The 20,633-nt window shown below is 60.6% G+C and carries 16 protein-coding genes and 6 pseudogenes; 12 read left to right on the forward strand and 10 right to left on the reverse strand.

Translation table 11 applies throughout. The features are described from left to right. A partial coding sequence (locus ASH04_RS26675) for a sugar phosphate nucleotidyltransferase (RefSeq protein WP_156394629.1) occupies positions 1–79 on the reverse strand: 79 nt, incomplete at its 3' end. 116 nt (positions 80–195) lie between these two features. On the opposite strand from ASH04_RS26675, the pseudogene ASH04_RS27295 reads away from it, so the two are divergent. The 7 genes and pseudogenes from ASH04_RS27295 to ASH04_RS19675 form a co-directional block, all read left to right on the forward strand. Then, positions 196–494: pseudogene (locus ASH04_RS27295) on the forward strand (NAD-dependent epimerase/dehydratase family protein); the annotation flags it as partial. Position 495: 1 nt separating this feature from the next. Beyond that, positions 496–746: pseudogene (locus ASH04_RS27300) on the forward strand (GDP-mannose 4,6-dehydratase); the annotation flags it as partial. Between the two features lies 1 nt (position 747). Beyond that, a pseudogene (locus tag ASH04_RS27305) lies at positions 748–1,077 on the forward strand (dTDP-glucose 4,6-dehydratase); the annotation flags it as partial. A 182-nt stretch (positions 1,078–1,259) separates the two neighbouring features. Beyond that, positions 1,260–2,510, forward strand: a complete 1,251-nt coding sequence (locus ASH04_RS19665) for a hypothetical protein (protein WP_156394609.1) — start codon at positions 1,260–1,262, stop codon at positions 2,508–2,510. 21 nt (positions 2,511–2,531) lie between these two features. Continuing rightward, positions 2,532–2,660: pseudogene (locus ASH04_RS27600) on the forward strand (GDP-mannose 4,6-dehydratase); the annotation flags it as partial. A 142-nt stretch (positions 2,661–2,802) separates the two neighbouring features. Beyond that, positions 2,803–3,303: pseudogene (locus ASH04_RS19670) on the forward strand (dTDP-glucose 4,6-dehydratase); the annotation flags it as partial. A 335-nt stretch (positions 3,304–3,638) separates the two neighbouring features. Then, entirely contained in the window at positions 3,639–4,643 is a 1,005-nt protein-coding gene (locus ASH04_RS19675) for a glycosyltransferase (RefSeq protein WP_162247550.1), read from the forward strand. Positions 4,644–4,650: 7 nt separating this feature from the next. Here the strand turns inward: ASH04_RS19675 and ASH04_RS19680 are convergent, their stop codons facing one another. The 8 genes and pseudogenes from ASH04_RS19680 to ASH04_RS19710 form a co-directional block, all read right to left on the reverse strand. Next, positions 4,651–5,613, reverse strand: coding sequence for a glycosyltransferase (locus ASH04_RS19680; RefSeq protein ID WP_057474312.1), 963 nt, complete (start codon positions 5,611–5,613; stop codon positions 4,651–4,653). Next, the gene (locus ASH04_RS19685) at positions 5,610–6,881 is read right to left on the reverse strand and encodes a glycosyltransferase family 2 protein (RefSeq protein ID WP_442971213.1); all 1,272 of its coding nucleotides are present in this window, start codon (positions 6,879–6,881) and stop codon (positions 5,610–5,612) included. The genes ASH04_RS19680 and ASH04_RS19685 overlap by 4 nt, the downstream gene beginning before the upstream one ends. 138 nt (positions 6,882–7,019) lie before the next feature. Then, positions 7,020–7,454, reverse strand: a pseudogene (locus ASH04_RS27605) (glycosyltransferase); the annotation flags it as partial. Continuing rightward, positions 7,454–8,182, reverse strand: coding sequence for a glycosyltransferase family 4 protein (locus tag ASH04_RS26800; protein ID WP_162247551.1), 729 nt, complete (start codon positions 8,180–8,182; stop codon positions 7,454–7,456). The gene ASH04_RS26800 and the pseudogene ASH04_RS27605, both read right to left, overlap by 1 nt. Positions 8,183–8,607: 425 nt before the next feature. Further along, complete coding sequence (locus ASH04_RS19695; RefSeq protein WP_082519345.1) at positions 8,608–9,753, reverse strand: glycosyltransferase; 1,146 nt, start codon at positions 9,751–9,753, stop codon at positions 8,608–8,610. Between the two features lie 58 nt (positions 9,754–9,811). Beyond that, positions 9,812–11,320 (reverse strand): sugar transferase, encoded by a 1,509-nt coding sequence (locus ASH04_RS19700; RefSeq protein WP_057474602.1) that lies wholly within the window; start codon positions 11,318–11,320, stop codon positions 9,812–9,814. A gap of 491 nt (positions 11,321–11,811) precedes the next feature. Beyond that, complete coding sequence (locus ASH04_RS19705) at positions 11,812–13,131, reverse strand: UDP-glucose dehydrogenase family protein (RefSeq protein ID WP_057474315.1); 1,320 nt, start codon at positions 13,129–13,131, stop codon at positions 11,812–11,814. Positions 13,132–13,501: 370 nt separating this feature from the next. Then, positions 13,502–14,605: a glycosyltransferase gene (locus ASH04_RS19710; RefSeq protein ID WP_057474316.1), complete on the reverse strand. Its 1,104-nt coding sequence runs from the start codon at positions 14,603–14,605 to the stop codon at positions 13,502–13,504. Between the two features lie 221 nt (positions 14,606–14,826). On the opposite strand from ASH04_RS19710, the gene ASH04_RS19715 reads away from it, so the two are divergent. Beyond that, complete coding sequence (locus ASH04_RS19715) at positions 14,827–15,396, forward strand: acyltransferase (RefSeq protein WP_156394611.1); 570 nt, start codon at positions 14,827–14,829, stop codon at positions 15,394–15,396. A gap of 57 nt (positions 15,397–15,453) precedes the next feature. Here ASH04_RS19715 and ASH04_RS19720 read toward each other — a convergent pair whose 3' ends face one another. Then, complete coding sequence (locus tag ASH04_RS19720) at positions 15,454–16,797, reverse strand: polysaccharide biosynthesis tyrosine autokinase (RefSeq protein ID WP_162247552.1); 1,344 nt, start codon at positions 16,795–16,797, stop codon at positions 15,454–15,456. Positions 16,798–17,016: 219 nt separating this feature from the next. Here ASH04_RS19720 and ASH04_RS19725 point away from each other — a divergent pair, with 219 nt between their 5' ends. From ASH04_RS19725 to ASH04_RS19740, 4 genes are read left to right on the forward strand one after another with little or no spacing between them, the layout of a single operon-like run. After that, positions 17,017–18,018 (forward strand): GDP-mannose 4,6-dehydratase, encoded by a 1,002-nt coding sequence (locus ASH04_RS19725; protein ID WP_057474318.1) that lies wholly within the window; start codon positions 17,017–17,019, stop codon positions 18,016–18,018. After that, positions 18,015–18,989 carry a GDP-mannose 4,6-dehydratase gene (locus ASH04_RS19730; RefSeq protein WP_057474319.1) on the forward strand — a complete coding sequence of 325 codons (975 nt, stop codon included), beginning with the start codon at positions 18,015–18,017 and terminating at the stop codon, positions 18,987–18,989. Before ASH04_RS19725 ends, ASH04_RS19730 begins: the two co-directional genes overlap by 4 nt. Beyond that, on the forward strand, positions 18,986–19,531 hold the full coding sequence (locus ASH04_RS19735; RefSeq protein ID WP_057474320.1) for an acyltransferase: 546 nt from the start codon (positions 18,986–18,988) through the stop codon (positions 19,529–19,531). Before ASH04_RS19730 ends, ASH04_RS19735 begins: the two co-directional genes overlap by 4 nt. A 17-nt stretch (positions 19,532–19,548) precedes the next feature. Further along, positions 19,549–20,631 carry a glycosyltransferase gene (locus ASH04_RS19740; protein ID WP_057474321.1) on the forward strand — a complete coding sequence of 361 codons (1,083 nt, stop codon included), beginning with the start codon at positions 19,549–19,551 and terminating at the stop codon, positions 20,629–20,631. Positions 20,632–20,633 lie beyond the last annotated feature (2 nt).

Genomic DNA, 20,633 nt, shown 5'->3' on the forward strand with positions numbered 1-20,633 from the left:
GGACCAGCTGTTTGCTCACTCCCATCGTGATCGGATGAAGCCGTGAGCCCGTGCCGCCCGCCAGAATGATTCCCCGCATGAGCCCGAAGTCTTCCAGAGAACGTCGCGGAACGCGCGGTGCAGACGAGTGCACCTCTGTTAGCTCCGGCGCTACGTAGCGTGCTTGACAGGGGGTGCCCGGTACCGTCTTTGTTCATGAGAATTCTTGTCACGGGTGGGGCCGGGTTCATCGGCGCGAACTTCGTCCATCAGACCCTCGCGCAGCGCCCCGACTCCCAGGTCACCGTGCTCGACAAGCTCACCTACGCCGGCAACAAGGCCTCCCTGGACCCCGTCGCCGATCGCATCGACTTCGTGCACGGCGACATCGCCGACGCCGATCTCGTCGACCGACTCGTCCGCGAGACCGATCTCGTCGTCCACTTCGCCGCCGAATCCCACAACGACAACTCGTTGACCGACCCGTGGCCGTTCGTCCACACCAACGTCATCGGNTCTCCACCGACGAGGTCTACGGCGACCTCGAACTCGACGATCCGGCGAGATTCACCGAATCGACCCCGTACAACCCGTCGAGCCCGTACTCCTCGACCAAAGCCTCGAGCGACCTGCTGGTCCGCGCGTGGACCCGCTCGTTCGGGGTCCGCTCCACCATCTCGAACTGCTCCAACAACTACGGCCCGTACCAGCACGTGGAGAAGTTCATCCCGCGTCAGATCACCAACATCCTCAGCGGATCACGCCCCNATCATCGACGGCGGCCGCATCGGCGAGACCTACCTCATCGGAGCCGACGGCGAAGCCAACAACCGCACCGTCCTCGAAGCGATCCTCGAAGAAACCGGCAACGCACCCGATGCCTTCGATTTCGTCACCGACCGCCCCGGCCACGACCTGCGCTACGCCATCGACTCCACCAAACTCCGCACCGAATTGGGTTGGACGCCAACCTATGTCGACTTCCGCGCAGGATTGAAAGCGACCGTCGACTGGTACCGCGACAACGAGCAGTGGTGGCGACCGCAGAAGGACGCCACCGAAGCTGTCTACGCGACGAAAGAATCCGTACTGCCCTAACACCCGCCCACGCCCACCAGACCAAGAATCCACAGAGACTGCAGGGAGGTTCCAAGGCAGGCTGCGGTCTACTGCTTGATCGAGCACCCGACCAAGCCGTTCCGCCAGCAAGCCGTACACCGCTCTCATGTGTCGCACCCACTCGTGTTGTCCATCGGGCAACCGGCAGCCATAGTTAGCAAGTGACTTCCATGGTTCCCAGAAAGGCGCGGCTGCCGTTTGCAGCGCTCCGGGGGCCGGTCCTCTCCCTCGCATCACAGGGCACTGGCGTGGTCCAGCTCGCGCTCATGATTTGGCGAAACGGCGCGAACACTTCGACGGACGCATACTTCTACCTCTGGAACCTTGGTCTCCTGCCAACGCTCACCCTGCTCGTCGGTGTCATGTATCCAATGCTGCTGAGCGAACATCGAATATCCAGACGAGGGGTGGGAATTCTCCGCTGGTCAACTCCCCTTCTGAGCATCGTTTTCGTGGGGGTAGGAGCTGCATGGCTCGAATTGAACGGCAAGCTGGGCATGGACCTGGCACCCATAGTGGCAGCGAGTGCCGCAAACGCCGCAATACAGGCAGTGGTGTGGTTTCGAGCGGTATTTTCAGAAGCCGAAGGCGACCCGCGTTGGATGTCGGGTATCGCTCTGCCCGCCAACGCGCTCGCCGTGCTGACGCTACTGGTCCCCTGGGGCGATCCAGTTCGATCAGTCACAGCGATGCTCATAGCCCTGTTCGTTGGAAACATCTGTTTGTTGCTCACGATGGTCCGCAAAGGGGTCGGTAACACGGCGATGGCGGCAGTTCCAGTGGTGGGGATACGGTCTCGGTCTGGCGCTGGATGGTTCTTCGCACGCTCCGGTATTGGACAAAGTGCAGTCGTGCTGATTCAGTCCACTGCAGTTCTGCTTCCCGCGTCAAATCTGACGATTCTGAGCGTCGCAACCAAGATCGTAGGCGCAGCGTCAGCCACCCTGGTCAATGCCGTAGTACCTACCCTGATCCATCAATCAACCGACTCGCCGGACTCTGGTCGGAAGTTCCTTCAGGTCTTATGGATCGGACTGACGCCAATCGCGCTGCTAGCAAGCCTCATTGCCTGTGTCTGGTATCGCGAATTCCTGGTACCTGTCGTCATCGTAGGTGTATGGCTCGTCTGCGCCACTACCGCAGCCGTTGCGCAGCGGATGACCTTCCGGTTTCTTCCACCAAGCGCTTCCAGACTGACAATGGTGTCTGTCAGCGTGGTGGCGGGAGCTGCAATTGTCTCATCACGAGTGGGCAACTTCGACGTCAACGTATTGCTCGCTGCATACGCGTCCGTGGAGGCATTGAGCGGAGTGCTACTACTTTTCGCGCTCAAGATTCGACTACTGGGATTCTGCACCATGCTTTGTGCCACGTTTCTCGCGGGCGCGTGGATTGGCAGCCTAACCTCCTGAGACCCGTACCGGCCGTACGAAGGCGACCTCGAACTCGACGACCCGGCGAGATTCACCGAATCGACCCCGTACAACCCGTCGAGCCCGTACTCCTCGACCAAAGCCTCGAGCGACCTGCTGGTGCGCGCGTGGACCCGCTCGTTCGGGGTCCGTTCCACCATCTCGAACTGCTCCAACAACTACGGCCCGTACCAGCACGTGGAGAAGTTCATCCCGCGTCAGATCACCAACATCCTCAGCGGATCACGCCCCAAGCTGCGCGTTCAGCGAATGCGCGCGCGTTTGCGGTGANTCCACCATCTCGAACTGCTCCAACAACTACGGCCCGTACCAGCACGTGGAGAAGTTCATCCCGCGTCAGATCACCAACATCCTCAGCGGATCACGCCCCAAGCTCTACGGTGCCGGCCAGAACGTGCGCGACTGGATCCACGTCGACGACCACAACAGCGCCGTCTGGGCCATCATCGACGGTGGCCGCATCGGCGAGACCTACCTCATCGGAGCCGACGGCGAAGCCAACAACCGCACCGTCCTCGAAGCGATCCTCGAAGAGACCGGCCACGAGCCCGATGCCTTCGATTTCGTCACCGACCGCCCCGGCCACGATCTGCGCTACGCCATCGACTCGACCAAACTCCGCACCGAATTGGGTTGGACGCCAACCTATGTCGACTTCCGCGCGGGGTTGAAAGCGACCGTCGACTGGTACCGCGACAACGAGCAGTGGTGGCGACCGCAGAAGGACGCCACCGAGGCCGTCTATGCGACGAAAGAACCCGTTCTGTCCTAATCATCCCCGTAGGCCGTTTTTAGGATTCCCGCAACCTGGCGAGTTTCAGCAATACGTTCGGATGCATTACTGCTCCAAAGTCGAATTATCAACAAAGCCGAACTATCCTCTTGTTTTGGCCGCGACCACCGGAGTCGCGGTTTTGAAACTCGGGAGATGCCTTGTTTACTGACCGTTTAGTCAGGGTGGGGTGGACACAGAGCTACCCTGATGAGGTCCTAGAAACCGACAGAAGGTCAGGTTCTTCGGTTCTCAGAATTTACGAGTCTGTGCGAACCACTCATGTCCACGATCTTCGAACCATGCTCCCCGGGCACTTGCTATACCGCGAGCAGATGTACGACTTCGAGGAGCAACTCACCGAGCACGTCAGCATCGAGCGGGCAAGCAGACTCCAGACAGTCAGGCGAATACTGACCGCGAACGAGCAGTTCATCGAGATCAACGAGCCGTTCATGGTGAGGGCTTGGCCGTCGCTTCTTCTATACACGACTACCGCGAGGGTCTCTCGCAGTGTCCTTCGCAGACGGTTTCAACTGACTACATATGCAATCGAGAACAACTCACCGGTACTGCCCATTCAGGACCTGCTTCCGATTCCGCCAAGTTGGGTGAAATTCGTCGTTCGAGCGATCTGTTCCTACATCGTCAGACCGGTGGATCGAATCGCGTTCGGGACCCCCGGTGCCGCGAGCAACTACCGTCTGTTGGTACCGCAGCTACTGGCGAAAATCGATGTAGCAGAAGCTCTGGAGTTGCCTACGCCATGCACCTGCCATGGCCCTGCTAAGAGCTCGAACCTACTCTTTGTGGGTGAATTTTCGGATCGCAAGGGAATCAGGCAGGCGATGCGTCTGTGGGATCAAGTTTGGGATTGCCCCGACATCACGTTCACGATGATCGGTCAGGGCCCGCTTCTTGACCTCGTACTCGACTGGAGCAGGGCTCACTCCAGAGTCCAAGTAATCGTTGACCCGCCGCGTGAGGAAATCCACTCACATCTGCGTAGGGCGTCAGCCCTGGTTCTTCTTTCCCAGTCGACTCCGCGCTGGCGCGAACAGATCGGCCTTCCGATCATGGAGGGGCTGGCCCATGGCTGTGAAATAATCACCACCGACCAAACTGGCTACGCAGAATGGCTCGGCGCAAATGGTCACACGGTCGTTTCCCAGGACGTGGACTACAGACGACTCGCCGAGGTCATACTGAGCAAGATCCGCTATCCCCGCCCCCCAGCACAAATCATCGCCTCGCTTCCACTCACGAGCCCGCGACACGACTTCGATAGATGGATGAACTCAGCTCGCTCTGACAAGGATTCCGAAGCGACGGGTACTTGATCTTGGCCTAACGGCCGGTCAAGTGGTCCACGGCTGTCAGCACTCGTCCGATATACGCGTCCAGGCTGAAGTGTTCCGTCCAAAACTCCCTGACCTGATCGCTGTTCAGCTGCCCTTCAGCGCATGCGATCAACTGTTCGAGAACCGATGATGACAGATCCAAGTGTGCAACGAATGTTCCGTCCACGTACCCATCCATACCGGTGCATTCCGATGACACCACTGGGAGCCCACACTCCAACGCGCCGACACACACCATATGTCCAGAAGCTCTGGGCTTGTTCAAGATCGGCAAGAATACAACGTCACTCGTACTCATGATTCTGCCGAACTCTTCTGAACTCACCCGCCCAAAGTGTTCGATCTCGGCACGTTCTCCCCGCCACATTCTGCCGCCTGAGCCGTCGGCGATGATGAGCCGTACGCTTCGGTTGTCGGTACGGACTTCGTCGATGAGAGAGTTGATGAGTTCGGCGTCGCGATCCGAGGTACCGCCGATGAATATCGATGGAACTTTCGATGACCTTTTCGCCCTGGGGTACCCAAAAGTGTTGCCGTACAACACGGCGGTGGCCCTGCCACCCTCAGCCACCCATTGCTCCGCTTCGATCTCAGCCGTTGTCACTATTGGGATGTCTTTCAGGGACCGCCTGAGGAGCTTCCAGCTGTTGGTGCCTGGCACCGCATAGAGCCCGGTCACTGCGAAAGCTGACAGTCCTACAGCTCTCAGCGCCACCGCAATCCACGGATTCGCACACAAGAGGCTCTCACTACCGTGTCGCAGTCGCGCTTTGGCGGCGAGCGCAAGGGAGTCCACAGCGATTCCGAAGACCCGTTTCCCGAAGCGCACTCCCGAAGGTGCCGCATGCTCGAACCGAACTATCGAGGTCACGCGACCAGAACGCGCCCATGCCTCATCCACGCGCTCACTGCGTCGCCCCAGGGCGAGCATGGTCAACTCGCTGCTCATGACACCGACCCCAGCCAGCGGCTCCAGCCAGCCACGCTGGCTGCGCGGACCGCATCCGTCTCAGGCTCCTCGGCAGGTTCTTTGCGAGAGAGCGCGTGCTTCACAGCCTCGGACCAAGTTGACGAATACGACTGACCGACAAGAAGCTTGCGGTCAACGCCGGCTAATTCGTCGAGGCTGGTTCCGCCTAAGCCGACGACCGGTGTCCCCCGCTCGAAGCACCGTATGGCCACACCGCTTTGGAAGAATTTCCGATAGGGAATCACGACGACGCTTGCGGCGTCCACGGCATCGTCGAACTCCTGCTCTGACAGAAAACCATCAGTGACGGACCAACCCTTCACTTCAGGCCAGCCTCTGCCCAGTATCTCCAGGTCGACATCCAGGTCTCCGATCGAGACCGCAATCTCCTCGAGCGCCAACAAGTCCCGGTCTGGCTTGTACTGCCCGAGCACCCTTACAACTCGCCGGCCGGAGAACTCCCCACTGCGTCGAATCGGCGCGAGGACTGGATGAGGAAGCACGGTGCTGTCGATGCTCGAAGACTCCGTGACTCTTCTCGCCGCTTCACTGTGGATGATGAATCTATCGCCACCGAACACTCTCGCGAGCCGGATCGAGACTGCGTCGTAGCCGATGGCCCGCACGAGTGGGCTCGGGTCGTGTAGAACGACGAAAGCTCGAGGACCAGCGAGAAGGCGAATCAGCACTGCGTCGAGATAGCCCAAGGCCGGCCATACAACGACAGTGGCGCGGCGTTTCCTGGTCAATCGCGATCGGATCAGTAGACGGAAATAGGCCGAGAGCCACCCCAAACGGGAGCGGCCACCGTGCGAAGGCTCGAACGTCGACAACGTGGTGTTTCCGAGGCCGAGAGCGTTGATCACGTCTGTCAGTTCACGTTCGTAGTGAGCAAGCGCCCCACCGAGTGGGTTGACGATGACGACCCGGCCGCCCGCGGAGTCGCGCACTCGTCTGGCATCGTTCCAGCCCTTGATCATTGAGGAAACGCTGCTCAGGCCCTTCCTGTGCCGCAGGTCGGACAGCGCTCGATGCGCAATGGACCACGGTGTGGCAGCTACGCGACTCACCGGTGTTCCGTTCCATCTCTGAAACAGCTGCATGTTGCGACCGAGGTAGTAGGGCGGAATTCCGCCGGACGACTGCCATACACGCGCCGACGGTATCCACAGGATCTTCCATCCGCGATTTCTCAATGCGACGTGGTGATCGACTTCCTCCATGTACATAAAGAACCGCTCGTCCACCGCCCGGTCCCGCAATGCGGATCGCCTGGTGACCAGGAACGCGCCGTCGAGCCATTCCCTGTCCACCTCCGCATCTGCTTGAGGAGGAAGTTCTGCGGCTCGGTGGAAGTAGTGCCGAGGCAGCCTGAGCGTCGGGGTGAGTAACCCGCCAGCGGACCAGATGAATTCGTCCTCTTCACCGGAAGTCAGCGTCGGGCCAACAATTGCGGCGTCAGGGTTTCGATCCAGCGCTGCGACAAGCGTTGCCACCGAACCCTTTTCGACGCGACACTCGTGAGTGGACACCAGAACGTATTCGTACGGTGCGCCGAGCGAATCTGCATACTCGACGCCCCTGTTGACCGCAGCACCGTAGCCGCGATTCCCCTCGAACAGTAGGTGCACTCCTCCCGGCAGCATTGCCGCAAGTTCGGCACGTCGGTCCAGTTCTTCTCCGTTGTCCACTACGACCACGCGCTCGCTCGGGATTCCGTCATCGATCAACAACGCTACCGTCGACCCGATCGAGTCATAACTCTTGTGGTGCACCACAACCGCCACCACGCTATCGACGCAAGCGCTCGCCGAACTCATCAACAGTTCCCATTTCTACTCTGATTCTCGGTCGAGCAGTCGTTGTTCGTGTGCTGAGATCGATTCATCCATCTGTCCGCCACGACGCGGCCGGACACCTCCGGGAGCGAGGCGATGACCTTGTCGGGGGGTAGCGGCTCCCGCAAGCGGTCGACGATTTCGCCGGCCAGACCTTTGGACAATTCACATGCAGGTATCACCGAATGACCTCGAGCCGCCAGCCAAGTGGCCAGCGCTGTCTCATCGCTGGTCACCACCGTCGCGCCCACAGTCAATGCTTCGAGCATGGGCAGACCGATCTGCTCCCTCCACCGGCCGGCGCGAACCGACGGTGCAACGAGCAGTGCGCTTCCTCCAACGACGCTCGACACTTGGGAGTGCGGCAGCCGGCCGCGGAAATTGCGGCTGCGAGGCCTCTCGGCGCTCCACTGCTCGACCTCGCGGCGCATCGGCCCGTCTCCGACGATGGTGAGGACCGCGTCCGGACAGCGTTGCTCCACCGAGGGCCATGACCTCATCAACACATCGATACCCTTGCGGTGCTCCAAGACACCCACAAAAGAGACCCGGTTGCGGCGGGTCTTTTCCCCGTGTGTGGACTCAGACGTACAGTTCGGCCTTGCCGGTAGGTTCACCACGACCGAATGATCGATGCCGTTCACCAGCGGAATCGACTGATATGTCGCACGCGACCCTTCACTCCCAAAACACAAGCGATCGACGCTCATTCGTATGCAAATTCCTAGTATGAGAACGGACGGCCGCACGAAGCTCTTCGGTACGCTTCGGTCTCCGAACAAGAGATTGCCCGGTTCATTGTTCTCAATTGCATAGGCGACGGTCGACCCTGGCACCCACCTGACGAGTCTGGACGCCTTCCACGCCAGCGCCGCCAACATCGTCTTGGGAAGAAAACGGACCCACAGCGGCTCAGGTAGCTCCAAAGTTGTTGCACGCGTCAGGATTACGCTTCGGAGAAGGCCAAGCAGAGTGACGTGTCGAAATTCGTCAGGTACACCGGTCCCCTCTAAGTCCGCGTTCGTTTCAAGGTAGAGGGTTTCCGCCGACGTCAGGTTCTGGCTCCGTTTCACATGATCAGCTCGGAGCTCTGGAATTATCCGAAGTACTGGCCTCGAGGTACTCATATCGAAAGCTAGCTACCACCGGCGCGATTTACGATCTCGTCGCGATGCGCCACTCCGGGTGTGGTCAATTTGTCCAGCAACGACGCGTACCCGCTGCACACGCCTTCCCACGTGTAGAACTCCTGCGACCGTTGGGAAGACAACGACGCCGACGAGTCCTGCCATTTCCTGTCGGTCATCGCGCGACTGATGGCTGCCGTGATACTGGGAGGGTCCGGCTGTACGAAAGTCCCTGCTTCAGAAAGAACCTCCCTGTTGTAAACAGTGTCACGCGCAACCACTGGAGCGCCGCACGCCATTGCTTGAACAAGCGCTGGATTCGTCCCACCGACGCTGTGACCGTGGAAGTAAGCGCCGGCATGTTGCCATAGCGAAAACAGCTTCTTGTCGTCGCTGACATGACCGAGCCATTGCACGCGAGAAGACTCGTTCGCCAGTTTCGCGGCTGCAAGGTCCATCTCACCGCCGTATCCCGACGAGCCGACGATGACTACGTCCCACTTCTTTCCGAGCTCTCGGGCGGCCTCCAGGAATTCGGGCACTGTGTTCTCTGGTACGAATCGGGCCACGATCAGTACGTATTGCCTGGACCTCAGGCCTTCCACGACCGGAAGGCGGTCGGGTGCGTCCCCGCCGTACGGAATGAACACTCCGTCACGGCCGAAATCGCGACTCCAACGACGCCGGATTTCGTGTGAGTCGCACACCAACTCGGTTGCATACTTTGCTGTCAAGTGTGCTCCGCCGCGGAACACGCGCTTGGCGTTGGTGCCCCACTTTGCTCGCTCCCACTCGATTCCATCGACGTTGACCGCCGTCGGAATCCCGCGTGAGCGGAGCAGTGGAAGCCAATATCCGTTGGCCACATTCATGATCAACGCCACATCGGGCTTGCGACGGGCCGCACTGATTGACGACGACAACCCATAGCTCAGTGTGCTGAGGGACTTGGTTTCGAGCCCCTTGGTCATGACGGAATCAACACGTGGGTCCAGCAGCGGATCGTCGTTCTTCACTGCATCGGGACGACCGTAAACCGTTACGTCCCAGCCGGAGTCGACAAGGTACGGGCTCAGACGCCTGACCAGCGTCTCGAAACCACCATAATAACTCGGATACCCCCGCGTACCGATAATCGCAACTGACTTACTCATCGAACAACTGACCTTTCCGGCACTTGAGCTAGGCGACGAAACCCGAACCTGCGCAGGCTCAATACGCTCCGTCGCTTCCGGCAACCGCCTTCACGGTCTTTGCGATGATCAAAAGATCCCCCACCATCGACCAATTCTCGACATACGAAAGGTCCAGTCGGACAGTCTCTTCCCACGACAGATCGGATCGTCCACTGACCTGCCACAGCCCGGTGACCCCCGGCTTGACCAGCAAGCGGCGACGAACGTCACCGTTGTAGGTTTCCACCTCGCGGCGTAGTGGCGGCCTCGGACCAACGACGCTCATCTCGCGCCTGAGCACGTTGATGAACTGAGGAAGCTCATCGAGGCTGAAGCGACGCAACATCTTGCCGACCGGTGTGACCCGCGGATCGTTCCGCATCTTGAACAGCACCCCACCGGCACCCTCGTTCCGATCGAGCAGATGCGCCACCTGCTGGTCCGCATCCACGGTCATGCTGCGGAACTTGATCATCGAGAACGGCTTTCCGTCGATACCCATCCGCTCCGACTTGTAGAACACCGGTCCACGACTAGTGACCTTCACAGCAATCGCTACTGCAAGTAGCACCGGCGAGATCAACACCAGAACCAGCGCCGCAAACGTCAGATCGAAAGCGACCTTGCTGAATCGTGTCGCACCGTTGTACTGCGGCTTCTCGACGTGAATCAGAGGGAACCCTGCGACTGGCCGCATCACCAAACGAGGGCCGGCAACATCTACGACGCCAGGCGCGACCACCAGGTCGACATTTTTCTTCTCCAGGTCCCAGATCATCTTGCGAATGCCCTTATGGCCGAGGTGTTCGGTGGCCGTCACCGCGACCGTATCGGCACCGCACTCGTCGATTGCAGAGAGGACGTCTCTTTCACTACCTAGTACCGGAATATCTGCACCCTCGACGTGAACGATTCCATCGCTCGGCACCTCGTAGCCGGGCATGCACATCCCCACCACCGCGTAGCCCGAGGACGGCGAACGCTCGAACGACTCGGCCATCGAGACCGCAGCTGAGCGGCTTCCGACGATCAGCACCGACGTCTTGTACTTGTCTTCGCTGCGAAGTCGAGTGACCACCTTTCGCCACAGCCAGCGGCTGACAAGTAACGCCACCAACCCAACCGGTAGCGCGATGGCGAGGTAGAGGCGTGCAAAGTCGATACGGAACAGCAGAGAGATGATGGCGATTACACCGAAGAGCCGGAAGGTGGCTGACACGATGCGGCGATACTCCTCGGCACCGTTGCCGATGACCCGCGTCGAGCGGGTTCGGAAGATTGCGAGAAATGCGATCCAGACGCTCGCCACTGCAACGGAGACACCGGTGTAGATCGCCGAGTTCGCCAGGCCGGTTGTTTCGACCCCTCCGAAGCGAACGATCTGGGCGAGGGCGACGGACAGGACCACGGCCAGCACGTCGGTCACCCGAAGGCGGGCGATGTACTGGCGTTCCCACACATGCCTGGATGTGAGCTTGCGAGTTTTCAACTCCCCGGACCGTGAGGATCCCCAGAGTGAGCGTGGTGCAGCCCCGACAGATGCCACCTGCTCCCCTCCTTCTGCGCTACGGCGATCACCATGGTGGTCGCTGGTCTGTGAATCGAAATCAATCCGGAATGCGACTGGTCTCGAATTGAAATGTTCCCACGCCGCTATCCGAAGCACCATGCGAGCGTCGCAGATCACAGATGAATAACAGCTCCTGATCGGTTTACCACACCTACGCTGACTAGGCGAAACGGATGATAGGAGCTACCCAGTTGTTACCGCCCCGATGTCCAAAAACGTTACACACGAGCGTCATCTGCTCAATTTGGTGACTATTCACAGCGCTCCGTGCTGTTTATCGTGGGGCCCTACCCCTGATAGGCGAGCTTGAGCCACAGAACGAACCTCGACACTTGTTCACGCGGGCAACAACAGGCGAATCGACTTTTATTAAGTGTCAGTTAATTCGGATTACAGATACACGCCGATTAGGCAGCGACCAATTCATTCCATCGAATGAATTGTGCCCTTGACTTGTTTGTCAGTGCTCAGGGACGCCCTAGGCCTCGATAGTTCCACCCCGCCGCCCGCCACTGCTCCGGGTCCAAGCAGTTGCGGCCATCGATCAGCTTCTTACTGCGCACCACGCCGTCCAGGTCGCTGGGGACGAGAGCCTTGAACTCTTTCCACTCCGTCAGCACCAGCACCACGTCTGCACCCTCGCAGGCCTCGAGAGCGGTGTTGTTGTAGGTCAGCGTGGGGAACAGCGCCCGGGAGTTCTCCATGGCCTTCGGGTCGTACACGTTGACCGTTGCCCCCTGCAGCTGGATCTGACCTGCCACGTTCAGAGCCGGTGAATCACGAACGTCGTCGGAGTCGGGCTTGAAGGCCGCACCGAGCACAGCCACCCGGGCACCGAGTAGCGAGCCGCACGCCTCACGGGCCAACTCGACCATGCGGGTGCGTCGTCGCATGTTGATGTTGTCGACCTCGCGGAGGAACGTCAGCGCTTGGTCGGCACCGAGCTCGCCGGCCCTGGCCATGAACGCGCGGATGTCCTTGGGCAGGCAGCCACCGCCGAAGCCGATGCCCGCGTTGAGGAACTTGCGACCGATGCGCTCGTCGTGGCCGATGGCGTCGGCGAGGACGGTGACGTCGGCCCCGGCCGCCTCGCACACCTCTGCGATGGCGTTGATGAACGAAATCTTGGTGGCCAGGAACGCATTGGCCGAGGCTTTGACCAGCTCGGCCGTGGCCAAGTCGGTTACCAGGAACGGAATCTGCTCGTCGAGCAGCTGGGCGTAGACCTCGCGGGCCAACGCCTCCGCGCGACCCGGCCGATCTCGATCGACACCCAGCACGAGACGATCCGGGTGCAGCGTGTCTTTGACGGCGTAGCCCTCGCGAAGGAACTCGGGGTTCCACGCGACCTCGACGTCATCGCCGGCCGGGGCCAGTTCGCGGGCCATGCGGCCGAGCCGCTCGGCGGTACCGACGGGAACTGTGGACTTACCGAAGATCACGGCCGGCTTGGTGAGCAACGGCGCGAGCGTCTCGATGACCGAGTCGACGAATTTCATGTCGGCTGCGAACTCCCCCTTTTTCTGGGGGGTGCCGACACCGAGAAAGTGAACCTCCGCGAAGTCCGCGGCTTCCTGGTAGGACGCGGTGAAGCGCAAGCGACCGGCCGCGATGTTGCGCTGCAGCACCTCTTCGAGACCAGGCTCCCAGAACGGAACCTCGCCGGCTTCGAGCTTCGCGAGCTTGGCCGGGTCCACGTCGACGCCCAGAACCTCGTGGCCGAGTTCGGCCATGCAGGCGGCGTGCGTGGCACCGAGGTAGCCGGTACCGAAGACTGTGATTCGCATGCTGTCCGTTCCCCGTCGGTCTTACTGATGCTTTACAAGCGCATAGTAGACACGGATCGGGCGCGCCGATACTCGAGCCGCGGGCTACCTCACAGGGCCCATTGCACTTTGCAACTGCGCCAGTGGTCTTGGCGTTGATGAGCAAATCACCACTCATCTACCGAGTTTCGACGTGTGAGTAGTCGAGTCGAACGCCTTCGTTCGGTGCAGACAACGTTGACCTGGCTGTCGACACCGAGTAACCATGCTGCGGAACGTGACGCTGCGAAAAGAAGCGAGCGCTTCATAGATGGCCCACCACGTCGACTGCCACCAGATCCGCGTGTCTTCGCTTGCGAGTCCCGCATGGCAATGCTCGTCACGATTGGGGTCAGCTGATAGCCGCCGTGCGTTCGACGCGGTGGTGTTCACGCTCGGCCCGCACGGTGCGCGGCTTCAACTCGACCATCGCGCGTCCGTACAGGTGAGCGAGATTGCGGCCCAAGTTTTCGAGCGATGCGTTGCGGGCGATCTGGCGGCTCGTCATCGACACGTCCTCCCGATAAGCAGGGTCTGCGAAGAACCGCTCGACCGATGAGGCAACGTCCTCGGATTCGGTGCCTGCAAGCGGATACCCGAGCGACTCCATGCTCGGGATGGTGCGGGCGAGCAACGCACACCCGGCATCCGCTGCCTCCAGCGTGGACAGCGGGCCACCCTCCCACGCTGCCGTGTGAAGGTAGAGGTCGGTGATCTCCAGTGCATCCCAGACGTCGGGCGGAGGTAGCCATCCGGTGACTTCGACGCCGGCCGCTTCCAGTGCGAGCCGTCCATCGCCGTCGCCGTCGCCGATCCACATGAAACGAAAGCGTTCGGTGCCCAACCGCCGGGCCACGGCTGCGAAGAAGAATGGATCCTTCTGCGCCATGATTCGGCCGACCATCGTGATGATCGGCTTGGAACTGTTCCGATGCGCTTTGGTGAACGGAACAGGCAGCGCCACTGCGACGTTCTCGACGACCTCGGCATGCATCGACGGCCTCAGAGACAGCCCGATCATTGCCTCTCGCGGAGAAACAGCCATCAACAGCTGCGGGCGCTGTGCGAGCGCCTTCTCGACCATTCTGTACGTGACTGTGCGATAGGCAGACTTTTTCGCCTCCATCACGTAGCAGTGCGGCGTGTAGACAATGCGCACATTTTTGGGGAGAAACGCGCGAAGCACGCCGGCATAGCTCGAATGCAGGTGCACGATGTCGTAGCCACCCTGGTCGACAGCACGTAGTGCTGCTTTGAAGAAATCGATCATACCACCTGAAACATATTCCACGTCAACATCTTCGGGCACCTCGACGGTCTCGTGCCCCGCCCGAAGTCGCAGGACCATCGAGTGCTCGAACTCCGGGGTTCCAATGACGTAATTGACCATCGCGGTGCGCACACCGCCACCGAACGCCTCGGAGACATGAAGAACTCGGAGTAGTCGAGCGGGCATGTTGTCTCCTGCTGGCGGGAGTAGCTCTTTACTTGTTGAACGGTATCGTCGCATCATTACACCAATTGCGCGAGCGTAACGTAGAAATATATTGCAATCCTGATGTCTTTTACTCGCGACATTCGAGTACTCGTTGCTTGTTTTCGGATGCTGTTGTCGGGCAGGGACACTCCTGCCCCACTGTCCGTTAAGGTGCAGAAGATGCCCACGAAAGGACAGCCATGACGAGGTCCCGGGAAAAGATCGTGTTCGACACCGAAACGACATCGGCTCGCGAGCAGATCGGCGAGCGTCTGTTCAATCTTCTGGTTACGCAGATCCCGTCGCACTGGATTCGGCAAAACTGGTTGCGGGCGTTCGGAACTCGGATCGGCAGCAGCTCGTCGATCATGATGGGCACCCGGGTTCACGGCATCCGCAAACTCGTCATCGGAAACAACTGCTCCATCGGCTTCCGTTGCCTACTCGACGCCCGGGGCGGCCTCACCATCGACAATGACGTAGTACTCGCCAGCGACGTTCATGTCGTCGGTGGCCACCACGACGTGCACTCCGACGACTTCAAAGCCCTGTGGTCACCTATTCACATCGAACACCACGCGTGGATTGCCAGTCGCGCGACCGTTACCGACGGAATTCACATCGGCCACGGTGCCGTTGTCGCTGCCTGCGCACTGGTGCGAAACGACGTGGCGCCCATGGAGATAGTGGGCGGTGTACCCGCCTCACACCTGGGAGTCCGCAAGTCCGAACTTCGCTACCACCCTGATTATCGGCCCCTTCTGTATTGAGGCCCAAGGATAGGTGCGGCCAACCGCGCGACTGGCGTCCGCTGGCGAGCCATACAGTCAGCGGTCCGTGCTCTTCGCTCCGACCAGAACCGCACCCAGCACTGTTGCGTCGACCAGTCCCATCTTCTGCGATACCTTCGCCAGGTCGGTCGTTCTGGTTCGCCCACTACGTGCAAGCAGCACGGCCCCGTCGCACGCCGCAGCCAGCAACGCTGCGTCGGTGTAGCGGAGGGCGGCCGGTGAATCGATCAGCACGAAGTCGTACAGGCCGGAAAGGTCCCTAACCAGTGTGCGGAACGTAGGAGTGCTGAGCAGTTCACTGGGGTTGGGAGGAACCACCCCGGCAGGCATCACATGCACGTTCTCGTGCATCGACGTTGCTATCGCCTGTGTCGCGGCTACCTGATGCGCCAATACGCTCGACAGCCCCACATCGGACATCACCCCCAGATGCCGCGCGAGCCGAGCTCCGCGTAGATCGGCGTCCACCAGAATCACCGAATGCCCGGCCTCCCCCAATGCAACTCCGAGACCCACCGTGGTGACAGTCTTTCCAGCACCGTCCTCGGCACTGGTGATCACCATCGAATGTGGAGGATTGCCGGTACCGAGAAACTGCAGATTAGTTCTCAGTTCCCGTAGACCCTCCGACGCCTCGATGTACTTGTCGCCGAACAATACTGGGGTGGCATTCTTCTTCATCTTGACGAACGGGATCGCGCCGACCACAGGGCACAGAACTGCATCACCGAGTCGCGTCCGGTCCTTGACGGAAATGTCGAGGCGGTCGCGAAGCACCGACACGATCAGCCCCAGAAAAAGACCACCGACGAGGCCGATCAGGATATTTCGGCCCCACAGGGGCGAGACTGGGCTCGTCGGCACAAGAGCCGATTGAACGACCGTAGCCGCCGCCGGCGACCCTTCGCCCTCCGAACCCTCCAGCTCGGACACCAATCGACTGGTCTGATCCGCAACGGAATTCGCCAGGTCCGCTGCTCTGTCTGCGTCGGAATCCAGTACCGACAGGTCGAGCAGAACCGAGTCGGGGACCGGAGTAGCAGTCACCCGCTCGATCAGCTCGTCGGCACTCATATTCAAGTCGAGGGTGTCGATCGTTCGCTGCGCCACTTGTTTCCCAGCAGCGAGGCGCGCATAGGACGTGACGCGTTCCTTGGCGAAAAGATTGTTCTGATAGGCCTCGCTCGCCGATGCCCCACCCGCGGCACCGACGAACAATTGTGTCGACGCTTGGTACAGAGGCGTGCTGAGAGCGCTGGCAATGACAGCCCCGAGCACCGCGACGGCGACGGTGACGCCTATCGAAACCCAGCGCGACCGCCAAATCCTCAGGTACTCACGGATGTCCAACGCGTAGCTCTCCTGCCGAATCCTCCACACGTGACACCGGGCGGTACCACCACGGACGAATACTAGATCTTGTTTCACCCCACGCGCAGAACCGACAGCCATTCCGAGGATTGCCGACACCGTCTATGACATTCATTTCGTATGTACCGACTCCTTTTCACACCACGTCGTTCACTGCACGCGAACGACGTGTACGTGAAAAGATAAGCCAGCCGTCGGGGCGGATACATCAGGGCGCGAGAGGCGAGCATGAAGAGTGCGTTGATAACCGGCATCACCGGACAGGATGGGCTGTACCTATCAGAGCTCCTCCATTCCAAGGGATACAAGGTCTACGGTTTGGTACAGGGCCAAAACAATCCAAAGCGAACGTTACTGGAGAAATCGCACCCGTTCGTCGAAATTCTCTCCGGCAACCTGCTCGACCTGTCGTCACTGATGCGCGCCTTCAGCGACGCACAACCCGACGAGGTCTACAACCTCGGCGCCATCTCCTTCGTCGCGTATTCATGGGAGAACGCGCGCCTCACTACCGATGTGACCGCAGGCGGCGTACTCAACGTCCTCGAAGCACTGCGGTTCTACCAGGACAGCTCCAGCAAGCACGTACGGTTCTACCAGGCATCGAGCAGTGAAATGTTCGGCAAAGTCCAACAGGTACCGCAGAACGAACACACCCTGCTCTGGCCCCGCAGCCCCTACGGCGTAGCCAAGGTCTACGGGCACTACATGACCATCAACTACCGCGAATCCTACGGACTGCACGCCAGCTCGGGCATCCTGTTCAACCACGAATCACCCCGCCGCGGACCGGAATTCGTCACCCGCAAAGTCTCGATGGCCGTCGCCCGCATCTCGATGGGACTACAGGAGAACATCGCCCTGGGCAACCTCGACGCCAAACGCGACTGGGGCTTCGCAGGCGACTACGTCGAAGCCATGTGGCTGATGCTCCAACAAGACCACGCCGACGACTACGTCATCTCCACCGGCGAAACCCACTCCATCCGAGAGCTACTCGACCACGCATTCGCCGCAGTAGGCATCGACGACTGGACAGACAAAGTCCACGTCGACCCCGCCTTCATGCGCCCCGCCGAAGTCGACCTTCTGATCGGCGACGCCACCAAAGCACGCAGCGTCCTCGGTTGGAAGCCCACCCTGGATTTCCCGGACCTCGTGGGGCTCATGGTCCGTAGCGATCTGGAACTGCTGCGCGCCGAGCGCGCCGAGGGGCCGGCCCTCCGGTGAGCCCCCGCGCACTCATCACCGGCGTCGCCGGACAGGACGGCAACATTTTGGCCCGGCGACTTACGGAACTCGAATACAAAGTAGTCGGCACCGTGCAGCCGGAAACCGACCACTCGGATATAGACGATATTTGCGGACTTTCCGTCGTCGAAGTCGAACTACGCAACGAAAATGCATGCCGTCGGATTGTTTATGACACCGAACCAGACTTGGTGTTTCATTTTGCCGGAATATCCTCGGTTGCGTATTCATGGAGCCATCCGATCGAGACCACGGCTGTGAACGGACAGTCGATTGTTGCAATCATCGACTCACTACTGGATCTACAGAACACGACCGGCACAGACCGCGTTCTGGTCAATGCCTCGAGCGCAGAGATATTTGCCGGAACCCCGTCCTCTTTGCAGGACGAAAACACAGCTATCGCCCCACTTTCCCCCTATGGAGCAACCAAGGCGTTCAGCCACCACATCGTGCAGATGTATCGCGCCCGGGGCCTGCGGGCCAGCAACGCAATCTTCTACAACCACGAATCCACGCTTCGGCCACATCGTTTCGTGACACGCAAGATCACCGCAACAGCAGCGGCCATTGCGCACGGCCACCAGTCGACTCTGGAACTGGGAAATCTCGATGCTCGTCGCGACTGGGGGTGGGCCCCCGACTACGTGGATGCGGCGCTGCGTATGGCCGGACACGAGACCGGTGGTGACTTCGTCATCGCCACCGGCGAAGCCCATTCTGTACGAGAGTTCGTCGCGGCCGCATTCCATGCCGCGGGGATCGAAGACTGGCACTCCTTCGTCACCACCTCCGACGCGTTCGGCAGGCCCGCGGAGTCTGCGGAAATGGTGGGCGACGCAAGCAAAGCCAAGGCAGAGCTGGGGTGGGAGCCCACCAAACGATTTGCCGATGTCGTCGCCGCGATGGTCGAACACGACCTGGCGCTGATCGAGGGGCAGTTGCGATGACCGATGTCTATGAGAGCAGTCGCAGAACACAGTTCGGCGAGCGGATCTTCAACTGGGCTATCACCCGTATCCCCTCGCATTGGATCCGGCAGACATTTCTCCGGAGGTTCGGAGCCACGATCGGGACCAACACTTCGATCATGATGGGCACGACGGTGCTGGGTATCGATCGCCTCGTGATCGGAGACAACTGTTCCATCGGATTCGACTGCATGCTCGACGCCCGCGGCGGCCTCAGCCTCGAGAACAGTGTGGTGCTGGCGTCCGACGTGCATATCATCACCGGCCAACACCTCGTCCACAGTGACGACTTCGCGATAGAGCTCGGTCCTGTCCGGATCGGCCATCACGCCTGGATCGCCAGCAGGGCCACCATCCTTCAGGGGTTGACCATCGGCGACGGCGCCGTCGTCGGCGGATGTTCACTGGTGCGAAAGTCCGTCGCAGATATGGAGATCGTGGCCGGGATCCCCGCCAAAGTTGTCGGAACCCGCACATCGACTCTGGACTACCACCCTGTCTTTCGACCCCTGCTGTACTGACGAGAAGGCAGAAGATCATGGCTCCCCTCGCCGAGACCCGACTCGTCTACATCGCCCCGTCCGCAGGCCGAAGCGGTGTGGGCGACTATGCCGACGACTTCCTCGATTCGGTCCGCGATCACTTCCTCCAGGTGATCGAGTACCGCATCGCCACCGACGGTGCCGAGACCGTCCGCGACGTCCTCACCAACGTCCGTGCAGTGCGTGCCTCGGTGCTCGCGGCCGAGAAGCGCGGCCCCGTAATCGTGCACTTCGAGCAGAGCGCCGGATCGCTCTCGACGTTCTGGGCCTCGTGGCTCCCCCGCCGTATCCCGGTGACCTCGACGGTTCATGACGCCCCCAACCCGGCGTGGTGGCCGTTCAAGACCAAGCTGCTCTATCGATTTCGGCTACTGCATCACGCCGTGCATTACCCCACCCGCCCCCTGATCGCGGCGCTGCAGCGTCGAGCCACGAGGGGCCGCACCCTGTTCGCGCTCACGAGCGTCGGTGCCGACAACGTGGGCATGCAGATGACCGGTTCCACCGCGGTGGCCTCGCGTATTTTCGTACCGGCGCGCGACGAGCTGCCCCCGCTGGCCGAACGACCTGCCGCCGTGGGCATGTTCGGCCACGTGTACAAGGGCAAAGGATTCGAGCTCATCGGCCGGCTGCGCGAGCAACTCGACGATTCGATCGGAATCGTGGTGGCCGGACGCGGCACCGACACGCTGCCCGCCACCGAGGGCGTGCAGGTTCTGGGCGAGGTCAACGACGAGAAAGAAGATGCCTTTTTCGCCTCCTTCCGCTTCCTGATCGTGCCGTACTCCAAGGACAATCCGTACGGAAAGGTATGGGCCGCATCGAGTGCGGTGTCCCGCTCGTTCGCCTACAACACCCCAATCATCTGTATTCTCGACGGCTCGTTGGTGGAGACCGCGTCCGAAGGCGGGGCGATCGGAGTCGAGGGCGGCATCGACGCCATTGCGGCCAAGGCGAATTCGATAATCTGTGACGAGGACCAGCTTCGTACCAGTGAGGCCGAAGTTCGCACACTAAGGCAGGCCCGCACCATCGACCGGTGCGCGCAACCCTTCCTCCATGCCTGGGCGGACCTGTAGCC

Origin of the sequence: Rhodococcus sp. Leaf233, from assembly GCF_001426165.1 — a bacterium.
Lineage (GTDB): Bacteria > Actinomycetota > Actinomycetes > Mycobacteriales > Mycobacteriaceae > Rhodococcoides > Rhodococcoides fascians.

Coding starts and splice junctions, on each gene's coding strand:
- ASH04_RS19675 (WP_162247550.1), top strand. CDS start 3,639: ATGTACGACTTCGAGGAGCAACTCACCGAGCACGTCAGCATCGAGCGG.
- ASH04_RS19680 (WP_057474312.1), bottom strand. CDS start 5,613: ATGAGCAGCGAGTTGACCATGCTCGCCCTGGGGCGACGCAGTGAGCGC.
- ASH04_RS26800 (WP_162247551.1), bottom strand. CDS start 8,182: ATGAGCGTCGATCGCTTGTGTTTTGGGAGTGAAGGGTCGCGTGCGACA.
- ASH04_RS19695 (WP_082519345.1), bottom strand. CDS start 9,753: ATGAGTAAGTCAGTTGCGATTATCGGTACGCGGGGGTATCCGAGTTAT.
- ASH04_RS19705 (WP_057474315.1), bottom strand. CDS start 13,131: ATGCGAATCACAGTCTTCGGTACCGGCTACCTCGGTGCCACGCACGCC.
- ASH04_RS19710 (WP_057474316.1), bottom strand. CDS start 14,605: ATGCCCGCTCGACTACTCCGAGTTCTTCATGTCTCCGAGGCGTTCGGT.
- ASH04_RS19715 (WP_156394611.1), top strand. CDS start 14,827: ATGACGAGGTCCCGGGAAAAGATCGTGTTCGACACCGAAACGACATCG.
- ASH04_RS19725 (WP_057474318.1), top strand. CDS start 17,017: ATGAAGAGTGCGTTGATAACCGGCATCACCGGACAGGATGGGCTGTAC.
- ASH04_RS19735 (WP_057474320.1), top strand. CDS start 18,986: ATGACCGATGTCTATGAGAGCAGTCGCAGAACACAGTTCGGCGAGCGG.
- ASH04_RS19740 (WP_057474321.1), top strand. CDS start 19,549: ATGGCTCCCCTCGCCGAGACCCGACTCGTCTACATCGCCCCGTCCGCA.